Source organism: Streptomyces lasalocidi, assembly GCF_005280215.1.
In the GTDB taxonomy this organism is placed as follows: domain Bacteria; phylum Actinomycetota; class Actinomycetes; order Streptomycetales; family Streptomycetaceae; genus Streptomyces; species Streptomyces longwoodensis.
On record NZ_SZNQ01000001.1, the window covers coordinates 7,753,163 to 7,769,081 of the forward strand.

Below are 15,919 nucleotides of genomic sequence, written 5' to 3' on the forward strand. Positions count from 1 at the left end.
TTCAGTTCCTCTGCTGTGTGTGGGAAACGGTGGACGAGGTGCGGGAAAGTCTTTCGTCGAGCACGCGGCCGATGTGTTCCAGGGATTCCGGTTCGGCCATCCGCAGATGGGCGGAATCGATCCGGTGGTTCTCTATCGGGCCCCCGATGTAAGGGGTCCATTGCTCGGCGGTGAAGGACGTGGTGTCGCGGTGCCGGTCGGCCGTGAAGAACAGCAGGTCCCCGTCGAAGCGGCGCAGCCGGTGGTGGCGCATCAGGTGGGCGTGGTTGACGGAGGTGCCGACCAGGCGGGTCACCTCGGCGTGGCTGAACCCGGCCAGCACCGGGTCGCGCTCCTGCAGCAGCCGGGCCGTCTCGGCGGGGTCGAAGCGCAGGTCCTCGTCCCTCGCGTCCTCGTCGACGCCGACCAGGATCTGCAGGATCTCCCGGTCGGTGAGGGGCCGGCCCACGTCCTCGGGGGGCATCGGGTAGACGTCCATCAGCGCCAGCACCTCGACCCGCTCGCCGGCGTCCTGGAGCCGGGTGGCCATCGCGTGGGCGACGTACCCGCCGAACGACCAGCCGAGGAAGCTGTAGGGGCCCTCCGGCTGCACCCGGCGGACGTGCTCCAGGTAGTCCGCGGCCATCTCCTCGATGCTCGCGGCCCGGTAGTCGGGGCGGCTGAGCGCCCGCGTCTGCAACGCGTACAGGGGACGGCCGCCGCGCAGGTGCCGGGCCAGGCCCGCGTAGGGCCAGCCCATGCCGGAGCCGGGGTGCACGCAGAACAGCGGGCGCAGCGCCGAGCCCGTCTTCGCCTCGCGCAGCGGCAGCAGCACCTCCAGACTGTCGTCGCCGGCGCCGTCGTCGAGCAGTCCCGCCACGGTCGGCGCCCGGAACAGGTCGCGCACGGTCAGGTCGACGCCGAGGACGGCCCGGGCCCGGCTCATCAGGCGCACCCCCAGCAGCGAGTGGCCGCCCAGGTCGAAGAAGTTGTCGTCGATGCCGACCCGGTCGATGCCGAGCACCTCCGCGAAGAGGCCGCACAGCACCTCCTCGCGGGCGTTGCGCGCGGTGCGGCCGTCCGCCGCCGCGATCCGGATCGGGGCGGGCAGCGCGGCCCGGTCCAGTTTGCCGTTGACGGTCAGCGGCAGCCGGTCCAGGACCAGCACCGCGGACGGCACCATGTGCGCGGGCAGCGCCCGGGCGACCGCCGCGCGCAGCTCGGTCTCGTCCAGCGCCGCGCCCTGCTGGGCGACGACGTAGGCCACGAGCCGCTTGTCGCCGGGCCGGTCCTCGCGGACCAGGACCGCGGCCTGTCCGACCGCCGGGTGCGCGGCGAACGCGGCTTCGATCTCCCCGGGTTCGATGCGGAACCCGCGCAGCTTGACCTGCCCGTCGGCCCGCCCCAGGAAGCGCAGCTCACCGTCGGCCGTCCACGACACCAGGTCACCGGTGCGGTACATGCGCCCCCCGCCGTCCGGGTCGAACGGGTCGGCGACGAACCGCTCCGACGTCAGCGCCGAGCGCTGCAGGTAGCCGCGCGCCAGGTGGGAGCCGGCCAGGTACATCTCGCCGGTGGCACCGGGCGGCACCGGCCGCAGGCGCTCGTCCAGCACGTACACGCGGGTGTTGTCCATGGCCCGGCCGAGGAACACGCCGGGCAGCTCGCGGTCGCCGCCGGTCGTCGCGAACCGCTGGTGGTGGGAGGCGAACGTGGCCTCCGTCGGCCCGTACGAGTGCACGACGACGGTGTCCGGGCAGTGCGTCAGGACCCGCTGCAGGGCGACCGGGGAGGCCACGTCGCCGCCCGTCCACACCTCGCGCAGCCGGGCCAGCGTGTCCAGGCCCTCGTCGGCCATGATGTGGAACAGGCCCATGGTGAAGTAGGCCGCGGTGACCCGGTGCCGCTCCACCGTGCGGGCGAGCTCGGCGACGTCCGCGCCGTCGCCGGGCGCCACCACCAGGCAGCCGCCGTGCAGCAGCGGCACCCACAACTCGTAGGTGGAGGCGTCGAATCCGTACGCCGAGTGGACCAGCATGCGACGGTGGTGGTCCGTGTCCCAGCAGCGGTCCAGGACCAGCTGGACCACGTTGCGGTGGGTGACGCCGACCCCCTTGGGGCGGCCCGTGGAGCCCGAGGTGAACATGACGTACATCAGGGACTCCACGGACACCGGCAGCCCGGGGTCGGTGTCGGGCCCCTCGGGCTCGTGCGGTGCGGGACGCTCGGTGACGAGCACCGTGGTGCCGGCCGCCGCCTCCGCGCTCACCGCGTCGCCGTCGGCCAGGACCGTGTCGGTGAGCAGGACGCGGGCCCCGGTCTCCGTCATGATCATGCGCACGCGGGCGGACGGCAGCTTCGGGTCGACCGGCACGTACGCCGCGCCCGCCTTCAGTACCGCCAGCGTCGCCACCACCAGGTGGTCGGTGCGGTCCATCAGGACGCCCACCGCCGCGTCGCCGTCCGCGGCACCCTCGCCGACACCGGCGGCCAGCAGGCGGTGCGCGAGCCGGTTGGCGCGCCGGTTCAGCTCGGCGTACGTCAGCTCGGTGTCCCCGTACACGACGGCCGGCGCGTCGGGCGTGCGACGGACCCGCTCCTCGAACAGCTCGTGCGCGCAGCGCTCCGGCAGGCCCAGCACCGCCGTGTCGTTGTACGACTCGACCAGCATCCGGCGCCGCGCGGGCGTCAGTGCGTCGAGCTCGTCGACGCGCCGCTCGGGGTCGGCCGCGACCTGGGCGGCGAGGTGCGTGAACACCTCGGTCACCACTTGGGCCGTCGCGGCGTCGAAGAGGTCGGTGGCGTACTCCAGCACACCGTCCAGACCGGCGGGCCGCCCGTCGGTGTCGCGCCGGTCGTGCAGCGCCAGCGTCAGGTCGAACTTGGTGAACTCCGTGGCGAACGGCACGGGCGTGCCGTCCAGCGGCCGCGGATCGGCGGCGGTGCCGGCCGGTGCCGGGTGCAGCTGGAGCAGGACCTGGGTGAGGGGGTGGTGAGCGGTGGTGCGCTGCGGGTTGAGGTGCTCGACGAGCAGGTCGAAGGGCAGCGTGTCGTGGGCGTAGGCCGCGAGGTCGGTGGTGCGCACCCGCTCGAGCAGCTCGGAGAAGCGCGGCCCGCCCGACACGTCCGTGCGCAGCACCAGCGTGTTGACGAAGAAGCCCACCAGCCCGTCGAGTTGCGGGTCGGCGCGCCCGGCGGTGACGGTGCCGATGGGCAGGTCCTGCCCGGCGCCCAGCCGGCTCAGGGTGACGGCGAACAGCGCGTGCAGCGTCATGAACAGCGTGGCGTCGTGCCGGGCGGCGACGCGGGCCAGCGCCCGGTGGGTGTCCGCGTCCAGCGCGAGCGGCAGCACCGCGCCACGACCGCTGGGCTCGGCCGGCCGGGGCCGGTCGGCGGGCAGCTGGAGGACGTCCGGCGCGCCGTCGAGCACCGCCCGCCAGTGGGCGGTCTCGCGGGCCGGCAGACTGCCCGGGTCGGCGCTGTCGCCGAGGACGTCGTGCTGCCAGAGGGCGTAGTCGGCGTACTGCACCGGCAGCGGCTCCCAGCCGGGTTCCCGCCCCGCGGCGCGGGCCTCGCAGGCGCTGGCGAGGTCGTCGAGGAGCCGGTCCAGGGACCAGCCGTCGGCGGCGATGTGGTGCAGGACCAGCACCAGGGTCTGGGCGCCGTGCTCGTCGGTGTAGAGGCGCGAGCGCAGGGGCGGTTCGGCGGCCAGGTCGAAGGTGTGGCGGGTGTCCCGGTGGATCAGCTCCGCCAACTCATCGGCGCGGACGGCACGGTGGGCGTAGTCCGGCACGAGGTGCGCGTGCACCTGCTGGGCGGGACGGCCGTCGGTGGCGGTGTACGTGGTGCGCAGCGTCTCGTGCCGTCCGGTCAGGTCGTCCAGGGCCGAGGCGAGGACGGCGGGGTCCAGCGGCCGGTCGAGGCGCAGCACCAGGGGGATGGTGTAGCCGGGACCGGGACCCTGGAGCTGGTCGATGAACCACAGCCGTCGCTGGGCGTGGGAGAGCGGCAGCACCGCCGGGCGCGGCACGGAGGGCGTCAGTGACGGCAGCCGGGTACCGCTGTCGCCGTCGACCCGCCGGGCGAGCGCGCGGGGCGTCGGGGCGAGGAACAGGTCGCGGACGGTGAGGGAGGCACCCAGCACCGTGCGCACGCGGTGGATCAGCCGGATGCCGAGCAGCGAGTGGCCGCCGATCCGGAAGAAGTTGTCCTGCGGGCCGACCTGTTCACGCCCGAGGACGTCGGCGAACAAGCCGCACAGGATCTCCTCGCCGGGCGTACGGCAGTCCGTGCCGCCCGGCGCGGCGGAGGCGGTGTCGCGGCCCCGGGAGGCGGCCTCGGCGAGCCGTTCGCGCCGCTCGCGCAGCCCACGCGCCTCGTCCTCGGACAGCGGCGCGGCCGCGGGACCCGACGGGTCGTCGGCGAGGGCCGTCAGGGCGCGGACCAGCAGGTCGAGCAGCAGCCGTGCCGTGGACTCCTCGAACAGGTCGGACGCGTACTGCAGCCACACCTCCACGCCCTGCGCGGTGCCGTCGGCGCCCCGCACCTCCACGCAGGAGGCGCTGAGGTCGAACTTCGCCGTCTCCGTCCCGGCCGGCAGCACCTCGCCCTCGGCCGCGCCGAGCCGCACCCCGTCCTGGGCGCCGGACGCCGTCTGGACGGTGAGCATCACCTGGAAGAAGGGGTGGTGGGCGAGGGAGCGTTCGGGGTTGAGGTGTTCGACGAGGAGGTCGAAGGGCAGGTCGTCGTGGGCGTAGGCGGCGAGGTCGGTGTCGCGGACCCGGGTGAGGAGGTCGATGAAGGAGGGGGCGCCGGACAGGTCGGTGCGCAGGACGAGGGTGTTGACGAAGAAGCCCACCACGTCGTCCAGCGCCTCGTCGGAGCGGCCCGCGACCGGCGTGCCGACGGCGACGTCCTCGCCGCACCCGGCCGCCGCGAGGGCGACCGCCAGCGCCGTGTGGACGGCCATGAACAGGCTCGCCCCCTGTGCGGCGCACACCTGGAGCAGCCGGGCGTGCGTCGCCGCGTCCAGCCGTGCGCCCGACGTGGCGCCGCGGAAGGTGGGTTCGGCGGGCCGCGGCCGGTCCGCCGGGAGGTCGGTGACGTCCGGCAGCCCCTCCAGCGTGCCGCGCCAGAAGTCGAGGCGTCGCGCCAGGACACCGGCGGGGTCGTGGGGGTCGCCGAGCATGTCGTACTGCCAGAGGGTGTAGTCGGCGTACTGGACCGGCAGGGGCTCCCAGGCGGGCGCGCGTCCTTCCGTGCGGGCCGTGTACGCGTCGACGAGGTCGCGCAGGAGGGGGCGCAGGGACCAGCCGTCGGTGGCGACGTGGTGCAGCAGCAGCACGAGGACGGAGTCGGGGGCGTCCGACCCGTCGGTGCCGGTGCCGGTGTCGGTGCCCGTGCCGGTGAACAGCCGTACCCGCAGCGGCAGATCGCGGGTGATGTCGAACGGCTCGGCGGTGAACTCCTCGACCCGCGCGTCCCGACCGGCCGCGTCCCGCCCGCACGCCACGACGGCGAAGTCCACGGGCGCGTCGGCCGGCGCGATCCGCTGGTACGGCTCGCCGTCGGGGCCGGCCGGCAGGGTGGTGCGCAGGGTCTCGTGGCGCGCCACCACGTCCCGCACGGCCGCCTCCAGCGCCACCGGGTCCGGCACCCGGTCCAGACGGATCACCACGGGCACGCTGTAGGTGTCCGAGGGCCCCTCCAGCCGGTTCAGGAACCACAGCCGCCGCTGGGCGTACGACAGCGGGACGCGCTCGTCGTCGGAGTCCAGGTCGGTGTCCGCCGGGGAGAGTTCGTCGGCGGACGGGCCCGGTGCCGGGGGAGTGGCGTTCACCCGCACCTGGCGCAGCAGCGCGCGGTCGGTCTTGCCGGTGCTGGTGCGCGGCAGCGCGGCGATCCCGTGCAGCGTGCCGGGCACGGCCTGCGGCGGCAGCCGGTCGGCCAGGTGGGCGCGGAGGTCCTCGGTCAGGTCCGCGGGCAGCGGCGCCGGGGTCGCCGTGGGGGCCGGGACGCAGGCCGCGCGGGTCGACGGCACGACGAAGGCGACCAGGGCGCGGTCCCCGCCCGGCAGCAGCGGGGCGACCACGGCCGCCTCCCGCACCGCCGGGTGCTCGGACAGCACCGTCTCCACGGCCGCCGGGTCGATGCGGTGCCCGCTGATCTTCACCTCGTCGTCCCGGCGTCCGCGGTGCAGCAGCTGCCCGTCCGCGGCCAGCCCGGCGAGGTCCCCGGTGCGGTAGGCGGGCGCGCCGTCGAGCGTGGTGAAGCGCTCGGCGGTGAGCGCGGGACGCCCGAGGTAGCCGTCGGCCAACGTGGGCCCCTGGAGCCAGAGTTCGCCTTCGACGACGGCGGCCCGGACGCCCGGCAGCGGCCGCCCGATCGGCACCGGGCCGCCCGGGTGGCCCGTCAGGTCGGCGACCGTGGCGACCACCGTGGTCTCCGTCGGCCCGTACGTGTTCAGCAGCCGGACCCCGTCGCCCACGGCACGGCACCAGCGGGTGACGTGCTGGGGCAGGGCGGCCTCGCCGCCGATCAGGACGGTGCGCACCGACTCCGGCAGCGCGGCCGTGCCGTCCGCCAGCACCTCGGTCAGCTGCCGCCAGTACGCGGTGGGCAGGTCCAGCACGGTGATGCCGTGCGCGGCGCACCCGGCGGTCAGGGCCGGCACGTCCAGCATGTCCTCGCCGCGCAGCACCAGGGTGCCGCCGGCGCACAGCGTCACGAAGATCTCCTCGACGCTGGCGTCGAAGTGCAGCGGGGCGAACTGCAGGACCCGGTCGTCGGCGCCGATGCTGTAGGCCCGCGCCGCGACCGTGGCGAAGTGGTCGAGGGCGGTGCGGCCCACCGGCACCCCGTTCGGCGTCCCGGTCGAGCCCGAGGTGTACATGACGTAGGCGGTACCGGGGGGCACCGGGTGGCCGGGGAGCACGGTCTCGCCGGGACGGGCGACCACCGGCTCGGTCGGCTCGCCGGTCAGGGTGTCGCACGGGTCCGGGAGCCCGTCGGCCCCGGCCGCGCACACGTCGGCGAGGATCGCGGCGGTGCGGGCCGCGGGGGCGTTCACGTCGAGCGGCAGGTACGCGGCGCCGGTGTGCAGGGTCGCGAGGATCGCGGTGACGGCTTCGATGCCCCGCGGCCGGCGGACGGCCACCAGCCGGCCGGGTCCTGCCCCCTGCTCCCGCAGCCGCTCCGCCTTGCGGGCGACCGCGTCGGCGAGTTCGCCGTACGTCAGCCGCACCCCGGGGCGAGAGGCGTCGACCACGGCGGTGCGGTCCGGCATGGCCTCGGCGTGCGCCGCGATCAGGTCGAGCACGGGGCGGGGCCGCACGGCCGGGGCGCCGCCGTCCACGACGGCGGACGGCCGCGGCGCGGCCCGGCCGGGCGCGCCGGCGGTCGTGGTCACCGTGGTGCCGGATGGGGGCATCGCGCTTCCTCCTGACGGTTCGACGGGCGACGGCTGCCGCTGTGACGAGGCTAGGTACGGCGGCGGACCCGGAACGGCAGGAGCAGCGGCAGGTACAGGGGCGGCAGTCGGCCCACCGGTGCCGCCCCGGCGCCCCCACGCGCGGGGAGGCGGACCCGGCAATGGGTCCGCCTCCCCGTCGGCGTGGTGCGTGACGCCGCCTACCGGCCGGCACCGGCGCGGGCGCGTCGCCGCAGCGGCGGCGGAGCGGCCTCGGTGGCGCCGGCCGTGCGGAGGTGTTCCGCCAGCCGGGCGGGAGTCGGGGCCTGGAACACGTCGCGCAGGCTCAGCCGGACCCCCAGCACCGAGCTGACCCGGTTGACCAGCCGTACCGCGAGCAGGGACTGGCCGCCGACGCGGAAGAAGTTGTCCCCGGCCGCCACCGGCCGGCCACCCAGCACCTCGGAGAACAGCCCGCGCAGCACCTCGGTCCGCGGATCGTCACCGGCACCGTCCGAGGACCGCGCGGCGGACCCGGGGGCGGGCAGCGCCGAGAGGTCCACCCGGCCGTCCGGTGCGCGCGGCAGCGCGGGCATCGTGACGACCGCCGACGGCACCGCGTACTCCGGCACCTCGCGCGCCAGGGTCGCCCGTACGGTGGCCTCGTCCACGCCCGCCCCCGGCTGCGCGGCCCGGACGCCGACGACGTACGCCGTCACGCCGGACCCGCCCGGACGGACGGTCACCACGGCGTCCGCCACGCCCGGTAGACCGAGCAGGGCCGCCCGCACCGCGTCGGTGTCCACGGGCAGCCCGGAGACCCGGACCCGCTCACCGGGACAGCCGAGGAACCGCAGTGTCCCGTCGGCGGTGCGCCGCGCCCACCGCCCGGTCCGCAGCAAGGTCGCACCGGGCGCGCCCAGCGGATCGGCCACGACGGTGACGGCGGTGGTGCCGGCTCGGCCCGGAACGCCGTACACGCTCCCCGACGCCGGTACGTACACCTCTCCCGGCACCCCGTCGGGCACGGGCCGCAGACGGGTGTCGAGCAGCCGCACCGGGCCGTCGCCGTCCGTCGTACGGGTCACCCGGTCCGCCCGCTCGTCGCCGTCCGCCGTCCCGGCGGGGCCGCCGAGCAGCGCGGACCACAGGGCGAGGGAGAAGGCGGCCGAGGTGACGGGTGCGTCGGCCGCTCCGCTCCCGCCCCGGCCCACGGCGGCGGCCAGCGCCCGGTGCGTGACGAGCACGGGTGCCGGGGCGCCGTCGGGCCCGGTGACGTGGTGGACGCAGGCGACGTCGTCACCGCGCGCCCGTCCGGCGTGCGAGGCGAAATCCTCCAGGACCGGTATCCCGGACTCCGTCACGACGTCGGTCTCGGTCAGCACCGGGCGGGCCCCGGCGTCCCGCGCCACGGCCGCGTCGCCGAGGACGTACCCGGCCCCGCAGCGCAGCACCGCGAGCACGGCCACGGCCAGCGGCTCCCCGGGAGCCATGCGCAGGCCCACCAGCGCGCCGGGCCGCACTCCGCGCCGCCGCAGCCGTTCGGCCAACCGGACGGAGCGGGCGGCCAGTTCGCCACGGGTCACCGGCGCCCCGTCATGACCGGCGGGGAAGGCGACCTCGTCCGGCCCGGCGGCCGCGCGGGCGTCGAACAGGTCGGTCAGCGACGGCACGGGGCGGTCGTACGCCCTGCCGCCCCCGGTGCTCGTGTCGCCCCTGTCCGTCCCGGGGCCGGTGAGCCCCAGGTCCGCCACGCGCCGGTCGGGATCGGCCGCGACCTCCTCGGCGATGCTCACGAACCGCTCGACGATCAGGCGGGCGGTGCCGGCGTCGAAGAGGTCGGTGGCGTACTCCAGTACGCCGTCCAGGCCGGCCGGACTGCCGTCGGCGTCGCGCCGGTCGTGCAGGGCCAGCGTCAGGTCGAGCTTGGCCCGGCCGGTGTCCACGGGAACGGGGGTGCCGTCCAGCGGCCTCGGCCCGGCGGTGGCGCCCGCCGGGGCGGGGTGCAGCTGGAGGACGACCTGGGTGAGGGGGTGGTGGCTGGTGGTGCGGTGCGGGTTGAGGTGCTCGACCAGCAGGTCGAAGGGCAGGGTGTCGTGCGCGTAGGCCGTGAGGTCGGTGGTGCGGACCCGGGCGAGGAGGTCACGGAAGGTCGGATCACCGTCCGTACGGGTGCGCAGCACCGAGGTGTTGACGAAGAAGCCGACCAATCGGTCCAGCTGGGGATCGCTCCGCCCGGCCGTCACGGTGCCGATGGGCAGGTCGTGCCCGGCGCCGAGCCGGGTGAGGGTGACCGCCAGCAGGGCGTGCACCGTCATGAACAGCGTGGCGTCGTTCTGCGTGCTGACGCGGACCAGTGCCTCGTGCGCCGACGGCCCGAGGGCCACCGGGGCGAGGGCTCCGCGCTGCGTCGGCCGGGCCGGCCGGGGCCGGTCGGTGGGCAGGTCGAGCAGCTGGGGCGCGCCGTCGAGCTCCTGCTTCCAGTGGGCGGTCTCGCGGGACAGGAGGCTGTCGGGGTCGGCGCCGTCGCCGAGGATCTCGTGCTGCCAGAGGGCGTAGTCGGCGTACTGCACCGGCAGCGGCGCCCACCCCGGGGCGTGGCCCTCGGCCCGCGCCCGGTAGGCGGTGTCGAGGTCGTCGAGGAGCCGGTCCAGGGACCAGCCGTCGGCGGCGATGTGGTGCAGCACCAGCACCAGCGTCTGGGAGCCGTGCTCGTCCGTGTAGAGGCGGGAGAGCAGCGGCGGTTCGGCGGCCAGGTCGAAGGTGTGCCGGGTGTCGAGGTGGATCTGCTCCGTCAACTCTTCGGCGGTGGTGCGCACATGACGGTGCCGGACGACGACCGGGTCCGCGTGCACGGTCTGTTGCGGGCGTCCGCCGGACGCCGCGTAGGTGGTCCGCAGGATCTCGTGGCGGCCCACCACGTCCCCCAGTGCGGCGTGCAGCGCATCGGGGTCCAGCGGCCGGCGCAGGGTGAGCACCACCGGCACGTTGTAGGCGGGCCCCGAGCCCTGGAGCTGGTCGACGAGCCACAGGCGGCGCTGGGCGTGCGACAGCGGCAGCACCGCCGGGCGCGGCCGGTACGGCGTCAGCGGCGGGACCGTGGCACCGTCGGGCCCGGACAGCCGCCGGCCGAGGGCGTGCGGGGTGGGCGCGAGGAACAGGTCGCGGATCGTCAGGGACACGCCGAGCACGGTGCGGATGCGGTGGGTGAGGCGGATGCCCAGCAGCGAATGGCCGCCGCTGCGGAAGAAGTTGTCGTGCGGACCGACCCGGTCGCGGCCCAGCAGGTCGGCGAAGAGCCCGCACAGGATCTCCACCCGGGGATCCACCGGGTCCCCCGCCCCGGCCGCGCCGTCCGTCCCCGGTGCCGCCGTACCGGCGGGCGCGCTCCCCGTACGGGCGGGCAGCTCCCGCAGGGCGCGCTGCTCCCGCGGGCCCAGGGGCGCGGCGGCCGGGGCCGAGGGGTCGTCGGCCAGGGCCGTGAGCGTGCGCACGAACAGGTCGAGCAGCAGCCGGGCCGTGGACTCCTCGAACAGGTCCGTCGCGTACTGCAGCCAGATGTCGAGGCCGCCCTGCTGCCCTTCGGCGGACGGCAGCTCCGCGCAGAAGAACGTCAGGTCGAACTTGGTGGTCCGCAGCTCCACCGGTTCGACGCGCGCTGTGAGACCGCCCAGCGACGGCTCCGGCCCCTCCTCGGGGGCCGTCTGGAGGGTGAGCATCACCTGGAAGAAGGGGTGGTGGGCGAGGGAGCGTTCGGGGTTGAGGTGTTCGACGAGGAGGTCGAAGGGCAGGTCGTCGTGGGCGTAGGCGGCGAGGTCGGTGTCGCGGACCCGGGTGAGGAGGTCGGTGAAGGAGGGGGCGCCGGACAGGTCGGTGCGCAGGACGAGGGTGTTGACGAAGAAGCCGACCAGGTCGGCCAGGTCCTCCTCGGGCCGTCCCGCGACGGCGGTGCCGACGGCGACGTCCTCGGTGCCGGCCGCCGCGCCGAGCGCGACCGCCAGCGCCGCCTGCACCGCCATGAACGGGCTCGCGCCCCGGCCGCGGGCCACGGCGGCGAGCCGCCGGTGCGTGTCCCGGTCCAGCCGTGCGGTGACCGTCGCGCCCCGCCCGCTGGGCTCGGCCGGGCGCGGACGGTCGCACGGCAGGTCCAGCACCGCGGGCGCCCCCGCCAACGCGTCCTTCCAGTGCACGAGTTGTTCGGCGGCCACGCTCGTCGGGTCCTGGGGGTCGCCGAGCATGTCGTGCTGCCACAGCGAGTAGTCGGCGTACTGGACCGGCAGGGGCTCCCAGCCGGGTGCGCGTCCCGCCGTACGGGCGGCGCAGGCCTCCGTCAGGTCGCGCAGGAGCGGGCGCACGGACCAGCCGTCGGTGGCGACGTGGTGCACCAGCAGCACCAGCGTCGACCCGTGGGCATCCGGATCGGTGAACAGCCGTACCCGCAGCGGGAGGTCGCGGGAGATGTCGAACGGCTCGTGCACGAAGGCCCGCACCGCCGCGTCCACACCGTCGCCGCCGCAGTCCACCACGGCGACGTCGACAGGGTCGCCGGCGGGCGCGATCCGCTGGTACGGCTCGCCGTCCGGGCCGGCCGGCAGGGTGGTGCGCAGGGTCTCGTGGCGCGCCACCACGTCCCGGACGGCCGCCTCCAGGACCACCGGGTCCGGCACGCCGTCCAGGCGGAGCACCACCGGCGCGTTGTACGCCGCCGACGGTCCCTGGAGGCGGTTCAGGAACCACAGCCGCCGCTGCGCGTACGACAGTGGGATCATGTGCGCACCCCCGCTCCTTCGGCCGCGCCCTCGGCCAGCGCGCCCTCGATCCGCGCGGCCAGGTCCCGCAGCCGGGGGTGGGCGTAGACCGTCTTCACGGGCAGGCTCACGCCGAGTTCGGCTTTCACGCGGGACACCAGTTTGATCGCGAGGAGCGAATGGCCGCCCAGCTTGAAGAAGTTGCTGTCGGCGGTGAGCGTGCGCACGCCCAGCACGGACGACCACACCCGCGCGATCAGCTCCTCGGCCTGCCCGGCGGGCAGGTCGGCGGCGGACTCGCGGGTCTCCTCGGGCGGCTCCGGCAGCGGCAGGGCGGCCCGGTCCAGCTTGCCGTTGGGGGTGGTCGGGAAGCGGTCCAGGGCGACCAGCGCGGACGGCACCATGTACGCGGGCAGGCGCGCGGCCAGGTGCTCGCGCAGCGCGTCGGCGGTGAGCGGTGCGCCGGCCCGGTAGTACGCCACCAGGCCCGGGGCGCCGTGCAGGTCGTCCACGAGGACCACCACGGCCTCCGCCACCGCCGGGTGGGCGGCGAGCTGGGCGCGGATCTCGTCGAGCTCGATCCGGTGGCCGCGCAGCTTGACCTGCCCGTCACCGCGGCCCAGGTACTCCAGCCGCCCGTCGGGCCGCCGCACGCACCGGTCGCCCGTGCGGTACATCCGCTCCCCGGCCCCGCCCGCCGGGTCCGCGATGAAGCGCTCGGCGGTCAGCCCGGGGCGGTTCCGGTAGCCGCGGCCCACCCGCGGACCCGCCAGGTACAGCTCGCCGGGGGTGCCGTCGGGGACCGGCCGCAGCCGCTCGTCCAGCAGGCGGGCGCGCAGTCCGGGCAGCGGGCGGCCGATGTGCGGCGCCGCGTCCGTGCCGATCCAGCCGGCCGTGGCGTCGACCGTGCACTCCGTCGGGCCGTACAGGTTCACGGCGCGCAGCCGGCCCGCGTCGGCGTGCCCGGCGATGCGGCGCCACAGGGCGGGACTGATCGCCTCGCCGCCGATGAGCAGCGTCAGCGGCCCGCCCTCGCCTTCTGCGGCCTGTGCGGTGGACGCCGCCAGCCGGTCGATCACCGGGTCCGCGTGCGAGGGGGTGATGTCGAGGTCCGTCAGCCGCTGCTCCCCGACGCAGCGCACGAGCAGGTCGGGATCGGCGCGGGTCTCCTCGTCGATCATCACCAGGGTGTCGCCGCGGCACAGCCGCACCCACTGCTGCACCGAGGCGTCGAAGGACGGCGAGGCGTTCCAGCCCACCCGCCCCGGACCGGGCCGCACGACGCCCGTGGCCGGCGACTCCAGCTCCGTGAGCAGGGCCGCCGCGGCGGCCCGGGTGATCTCCACGCCCTTGGGACGGCCGGTCGAGCCGGAGGTGAAGATGACGTACGCGAGCGTGTCACCGGGCACCGGCACCGGACCTGGACCCGTGGGGTCCTCGTCGAGGCCGTCCGCCGCGGCCAGTTCGGCGAACGACACCTGCGCGGCCGCCCCCTCGCCGGACCCGCCGACGACCAGGTCGGCGGCCGCGTCCGCCACGAGTTGCCGGCGGCGCTCGGCCGGGAGCCGGGGGTCGACCGGCAGGTAGGCCGCGCCCGCGGTGAGCGTGCCGATCAGCGCGCTCACCAGGTCCGCGCCGCGCGGCAGGCCCAGCGCCACCACGCTCTCCCGGCCGACGCCCCGCGCCGCCAGGCGGCGGGCGATCCGGCCGGCCTCGGCACGCAGCGCGCCGAAGGTGAGGGTGCGGTCGGCCGCCACGACGGCGATCCGGTCCGCGGGGACGCGCGCCAGGCGCGCGATCAGGTCGTCGTCGGCGAGGGCCTGCCGGGGCCGCACGGCGGTCATGACCGTCATCGCCGTCACCGCCCGCTCGTCGTGCGGGAACCGGCCGGCGTGCCCGTCGCCGGGGACACCGTCGGGCGGCACGCGTCCAGCGACACCGGGTCGCCCATCGCGACGAGGATCTTGCGGTCGCCCCGGAAGGCCTCCCGGCCGTGCGCGCACAGGATGTTGTCCACCAGCATCAGATCGCCCGGCTGCCAGGTCTCGCGGACCGTGACGCGGTCGTACACCGCGTTCACCGCGTCCACCTCCTCACGGGTCAGCGGCGAGCCGTCCCCCAGGTAGGTGGCGAACGGCAGGCCGTCCGGGCCGTACGTCTCGGTGAGCACCTCGCGGATGTCCTCGTCGAGCGTCCACTGGTTCCAGAAGGCGAAGTGGTTGAACCAGACGCGCTCGCCCGTCACCGGGTGCGTGACGACCGCCGAGCGGACCTGACGGGTGCGCAGCGCGCCGTCCTCCAGCCACTCGTGCCCGATCGTGTTCTGGCGGCAGTACTCCTCGACCTCCGCCTCGTCGTCGGTCGCGAAGCTCTTGTGCCAGGGCAGTCCGGCCAGCTCGGAGAAGTTGCGCACCAGCAGCCAGCCGGCCGCCTCGAAGCGCTCCCTGAGCTCCGGCGGCAGCTGCCGCAGCGCCTCCCGCATGTCGCCCACGGTCGTGGCGCCGCCCTCCTCGGGCGCGGTGAGGCAGCAGAACAGGAGGGTGCCGGGGAAGTCGAGCGTGTAGCTGTTCTCGTTGTGCAGCCGGATCGGCTGCACGGCAGGGAGGTCGGTCGAGGAGAAGACCCCCTCGCCGAAGTCGGTCCGGGGGGTGGCCTTCTCCTTGTAACCGGCCCGCTGCTCGATCAGCACGTCGCGGGCCGCGGCGAAGTCGGCGGCCGACCGGACCGGCAGGCCGCGCACCAACAGGGCTCCGGAGCGCAGCAGTTCCTCCTTGACGGCCGTCCGGTGGGCGCGCAGCCAGTCGAGGGCGCCGTCCAGGTCGGACAGCTCGGGCGCACGCAGGACGACGGGCGCGCCGGGGGTGCGAACCAGGTCGAGGTCCACTACGGAGCCGGTGGGGGCGGTGGGCATGACATCTCCTCAGGTGTCGGAGCGGTGACGCGGGTGTGGTGTACGGGGCGGGTGGGGGACGGCGCGGTGTCAGACCAGTGCGCCCCGGTCGGCGGCGGACGCCCGGTCGAGGACGTCCTCCAGGAGCGCGAAGAAGCGCTCGCCCTGCTGCTGGAAGTAGAAGTGGCCGCCGGGCAGCGTCGCGGTCGAGCAGGGCCCGTCGGTCACCTCGGACCAGCGGCCGAGCGCGGACACCGGCACGATCGGGTCCTCCCGGCCGCCGATCACCGTCACCGGGCAGGACAGGGACCGGGCGGGTCCCTCGTGGCGGTAGTCGTCGTCCAGGGCGAAGTCCGCCCGCAGGGACGGCAGGACGATCTCCCGCAGCTCGGGCTCGTCCAGGACGCCGTCCTCGGTGCCGCCGCGCTCCTTGATCGCGGCGACCAGTTCGTCGTCGGTGAGTCGGTCCGGGTACACCTTCGCCGGGTTGGGCAGGAACGGCGCCCGGCAGGCGGACACGACGAGGGCCCGCGGCGGCCGGCCGGCCGCCGTCAGCGCCCGGGCCACCTCGAACGCCACCAGCGACCCCATGCTGTGCCCGAGGATCACCAGGTCGTCGGCGTCCGCCGGCAGGGCGTGCACGACGGGCCCGGCGAGGTCCGCCATGGTGGTGGGCAGCGGCTCGGCGAACCGCGCGCCGCGTCCCGGGTACTGGCCGATCAGCAGCCGCACCTCGGCCGACAGGGCGTCCCGCCACGGGGCGTAGGCGTGGGCGTTGCCGCCGGCGTGGGGCAGGACCAGCAGGGACAGCCGGTGCCCGGAGCCCGTCTCGGGCAGGCGCCAGACGACGTCCTCGTCCGGGCACGGCGCGGGCAGGGCATGACTCATCTCGGA

General features: G+C 75.7%; 5 protein-coding genes. All 5 read right to left on the reverse strand.

Features of this window, described 5'->3' with window-relative positions:
- Position 1 precedes the first annotated feature (1 nt).
- The gene (locus E4U91_RS34740; RefSeq protein ID WP_241678792.1) at positions 2–7,408 is read right to left on the reverse strand and encodes a non-ribosomal peptide synthetase; all 7,407 of its coding nucleotides are present in this window, start codon (positions 7,406–7,408) and stop codon (positions 2–4) included.
- Positions 7,409–7,608: 200 nt separating this feature from the next.
- Positions 7,609–12,156, reverse strand: a complete 4,548-nt coding sequence (locus E4U91_RS34745; RefSeq protein WP_137310477.1) for a condensation domain-containing protein — start codon at positions 12,154–12,156, stop codon at positions 7,609–7,611.
- Positions 12,153–14,060: a non-ribosomal peptide synthetase gene (locus tag E4U91_RS34750; RefSeq protein WP_241678793.1), complete on the reverse strand. Its 1,908-nt coding sequence runs from the start codon at positions 14,058–14,060 to the stop codon at positions 12,153–12,155. Before E4U91_RS34750 ends, E4U91_RS34745 begins: the two co-directional genes overlap by 4 nt.
- Entirely contained in the window at positions 13,994–15,046 is a 1,053-nt protein-coding gene (locus tag E4U91_RS34755; protein WP_137310478.1) for a TauD/TfdA family dioxygenase, read from the reverse strand. Before E4U91_RS34755 ends, E4U91_RS34750 begins: the two co-directional genes overlap by 67 nt.
- A gap of 69 nt (positions 15,047–15,115) precedes the next feature.
- Complete coding sequence (locus tag E4U91_RS34760; RefSeq protein ID WP_137310479.1) at positions 15,116–15,913, reverse strand: thioesterase II family protein; 798 nt, start codon at positions 15,911–15,913, stop codon at positions 15,116–15,118.
- Between the last annotated feature and the right edge of the window lie 6 nt (positions 15,914–15,919).

Coding starts and splice junctions, on each gene's coding strand:
- E4U91_RS34740 (WP_241678792.1), bottom strand. CDS start 7,408: ATGCCCCCATCCGGCACCACGGTGACCACGACCGCCGGCGCGCCCGGC.
- E4U91_RS34745 (WP_137310477.1), bottom strand. CDS start 12,156: ATGATCCCACTGTCGTACGCGCAGCGGCGGCTGTGGTTCCTGAACCGC.
- E4U91_RS34755 (WP_137310478.1), bottom strand. CDS start 15,046: ATGCCCACCGCCCCCACCGGCTCCGTAGTGGACCTCGACCTGGTTCGC.
- E4U91_RS34760 (WP_137310479.1), bottom strand. CDS start 15,913: ATGAGTCATGCCCTGCCCGCGCCGTGCCCGGACGAGGACGTCGTCTGG.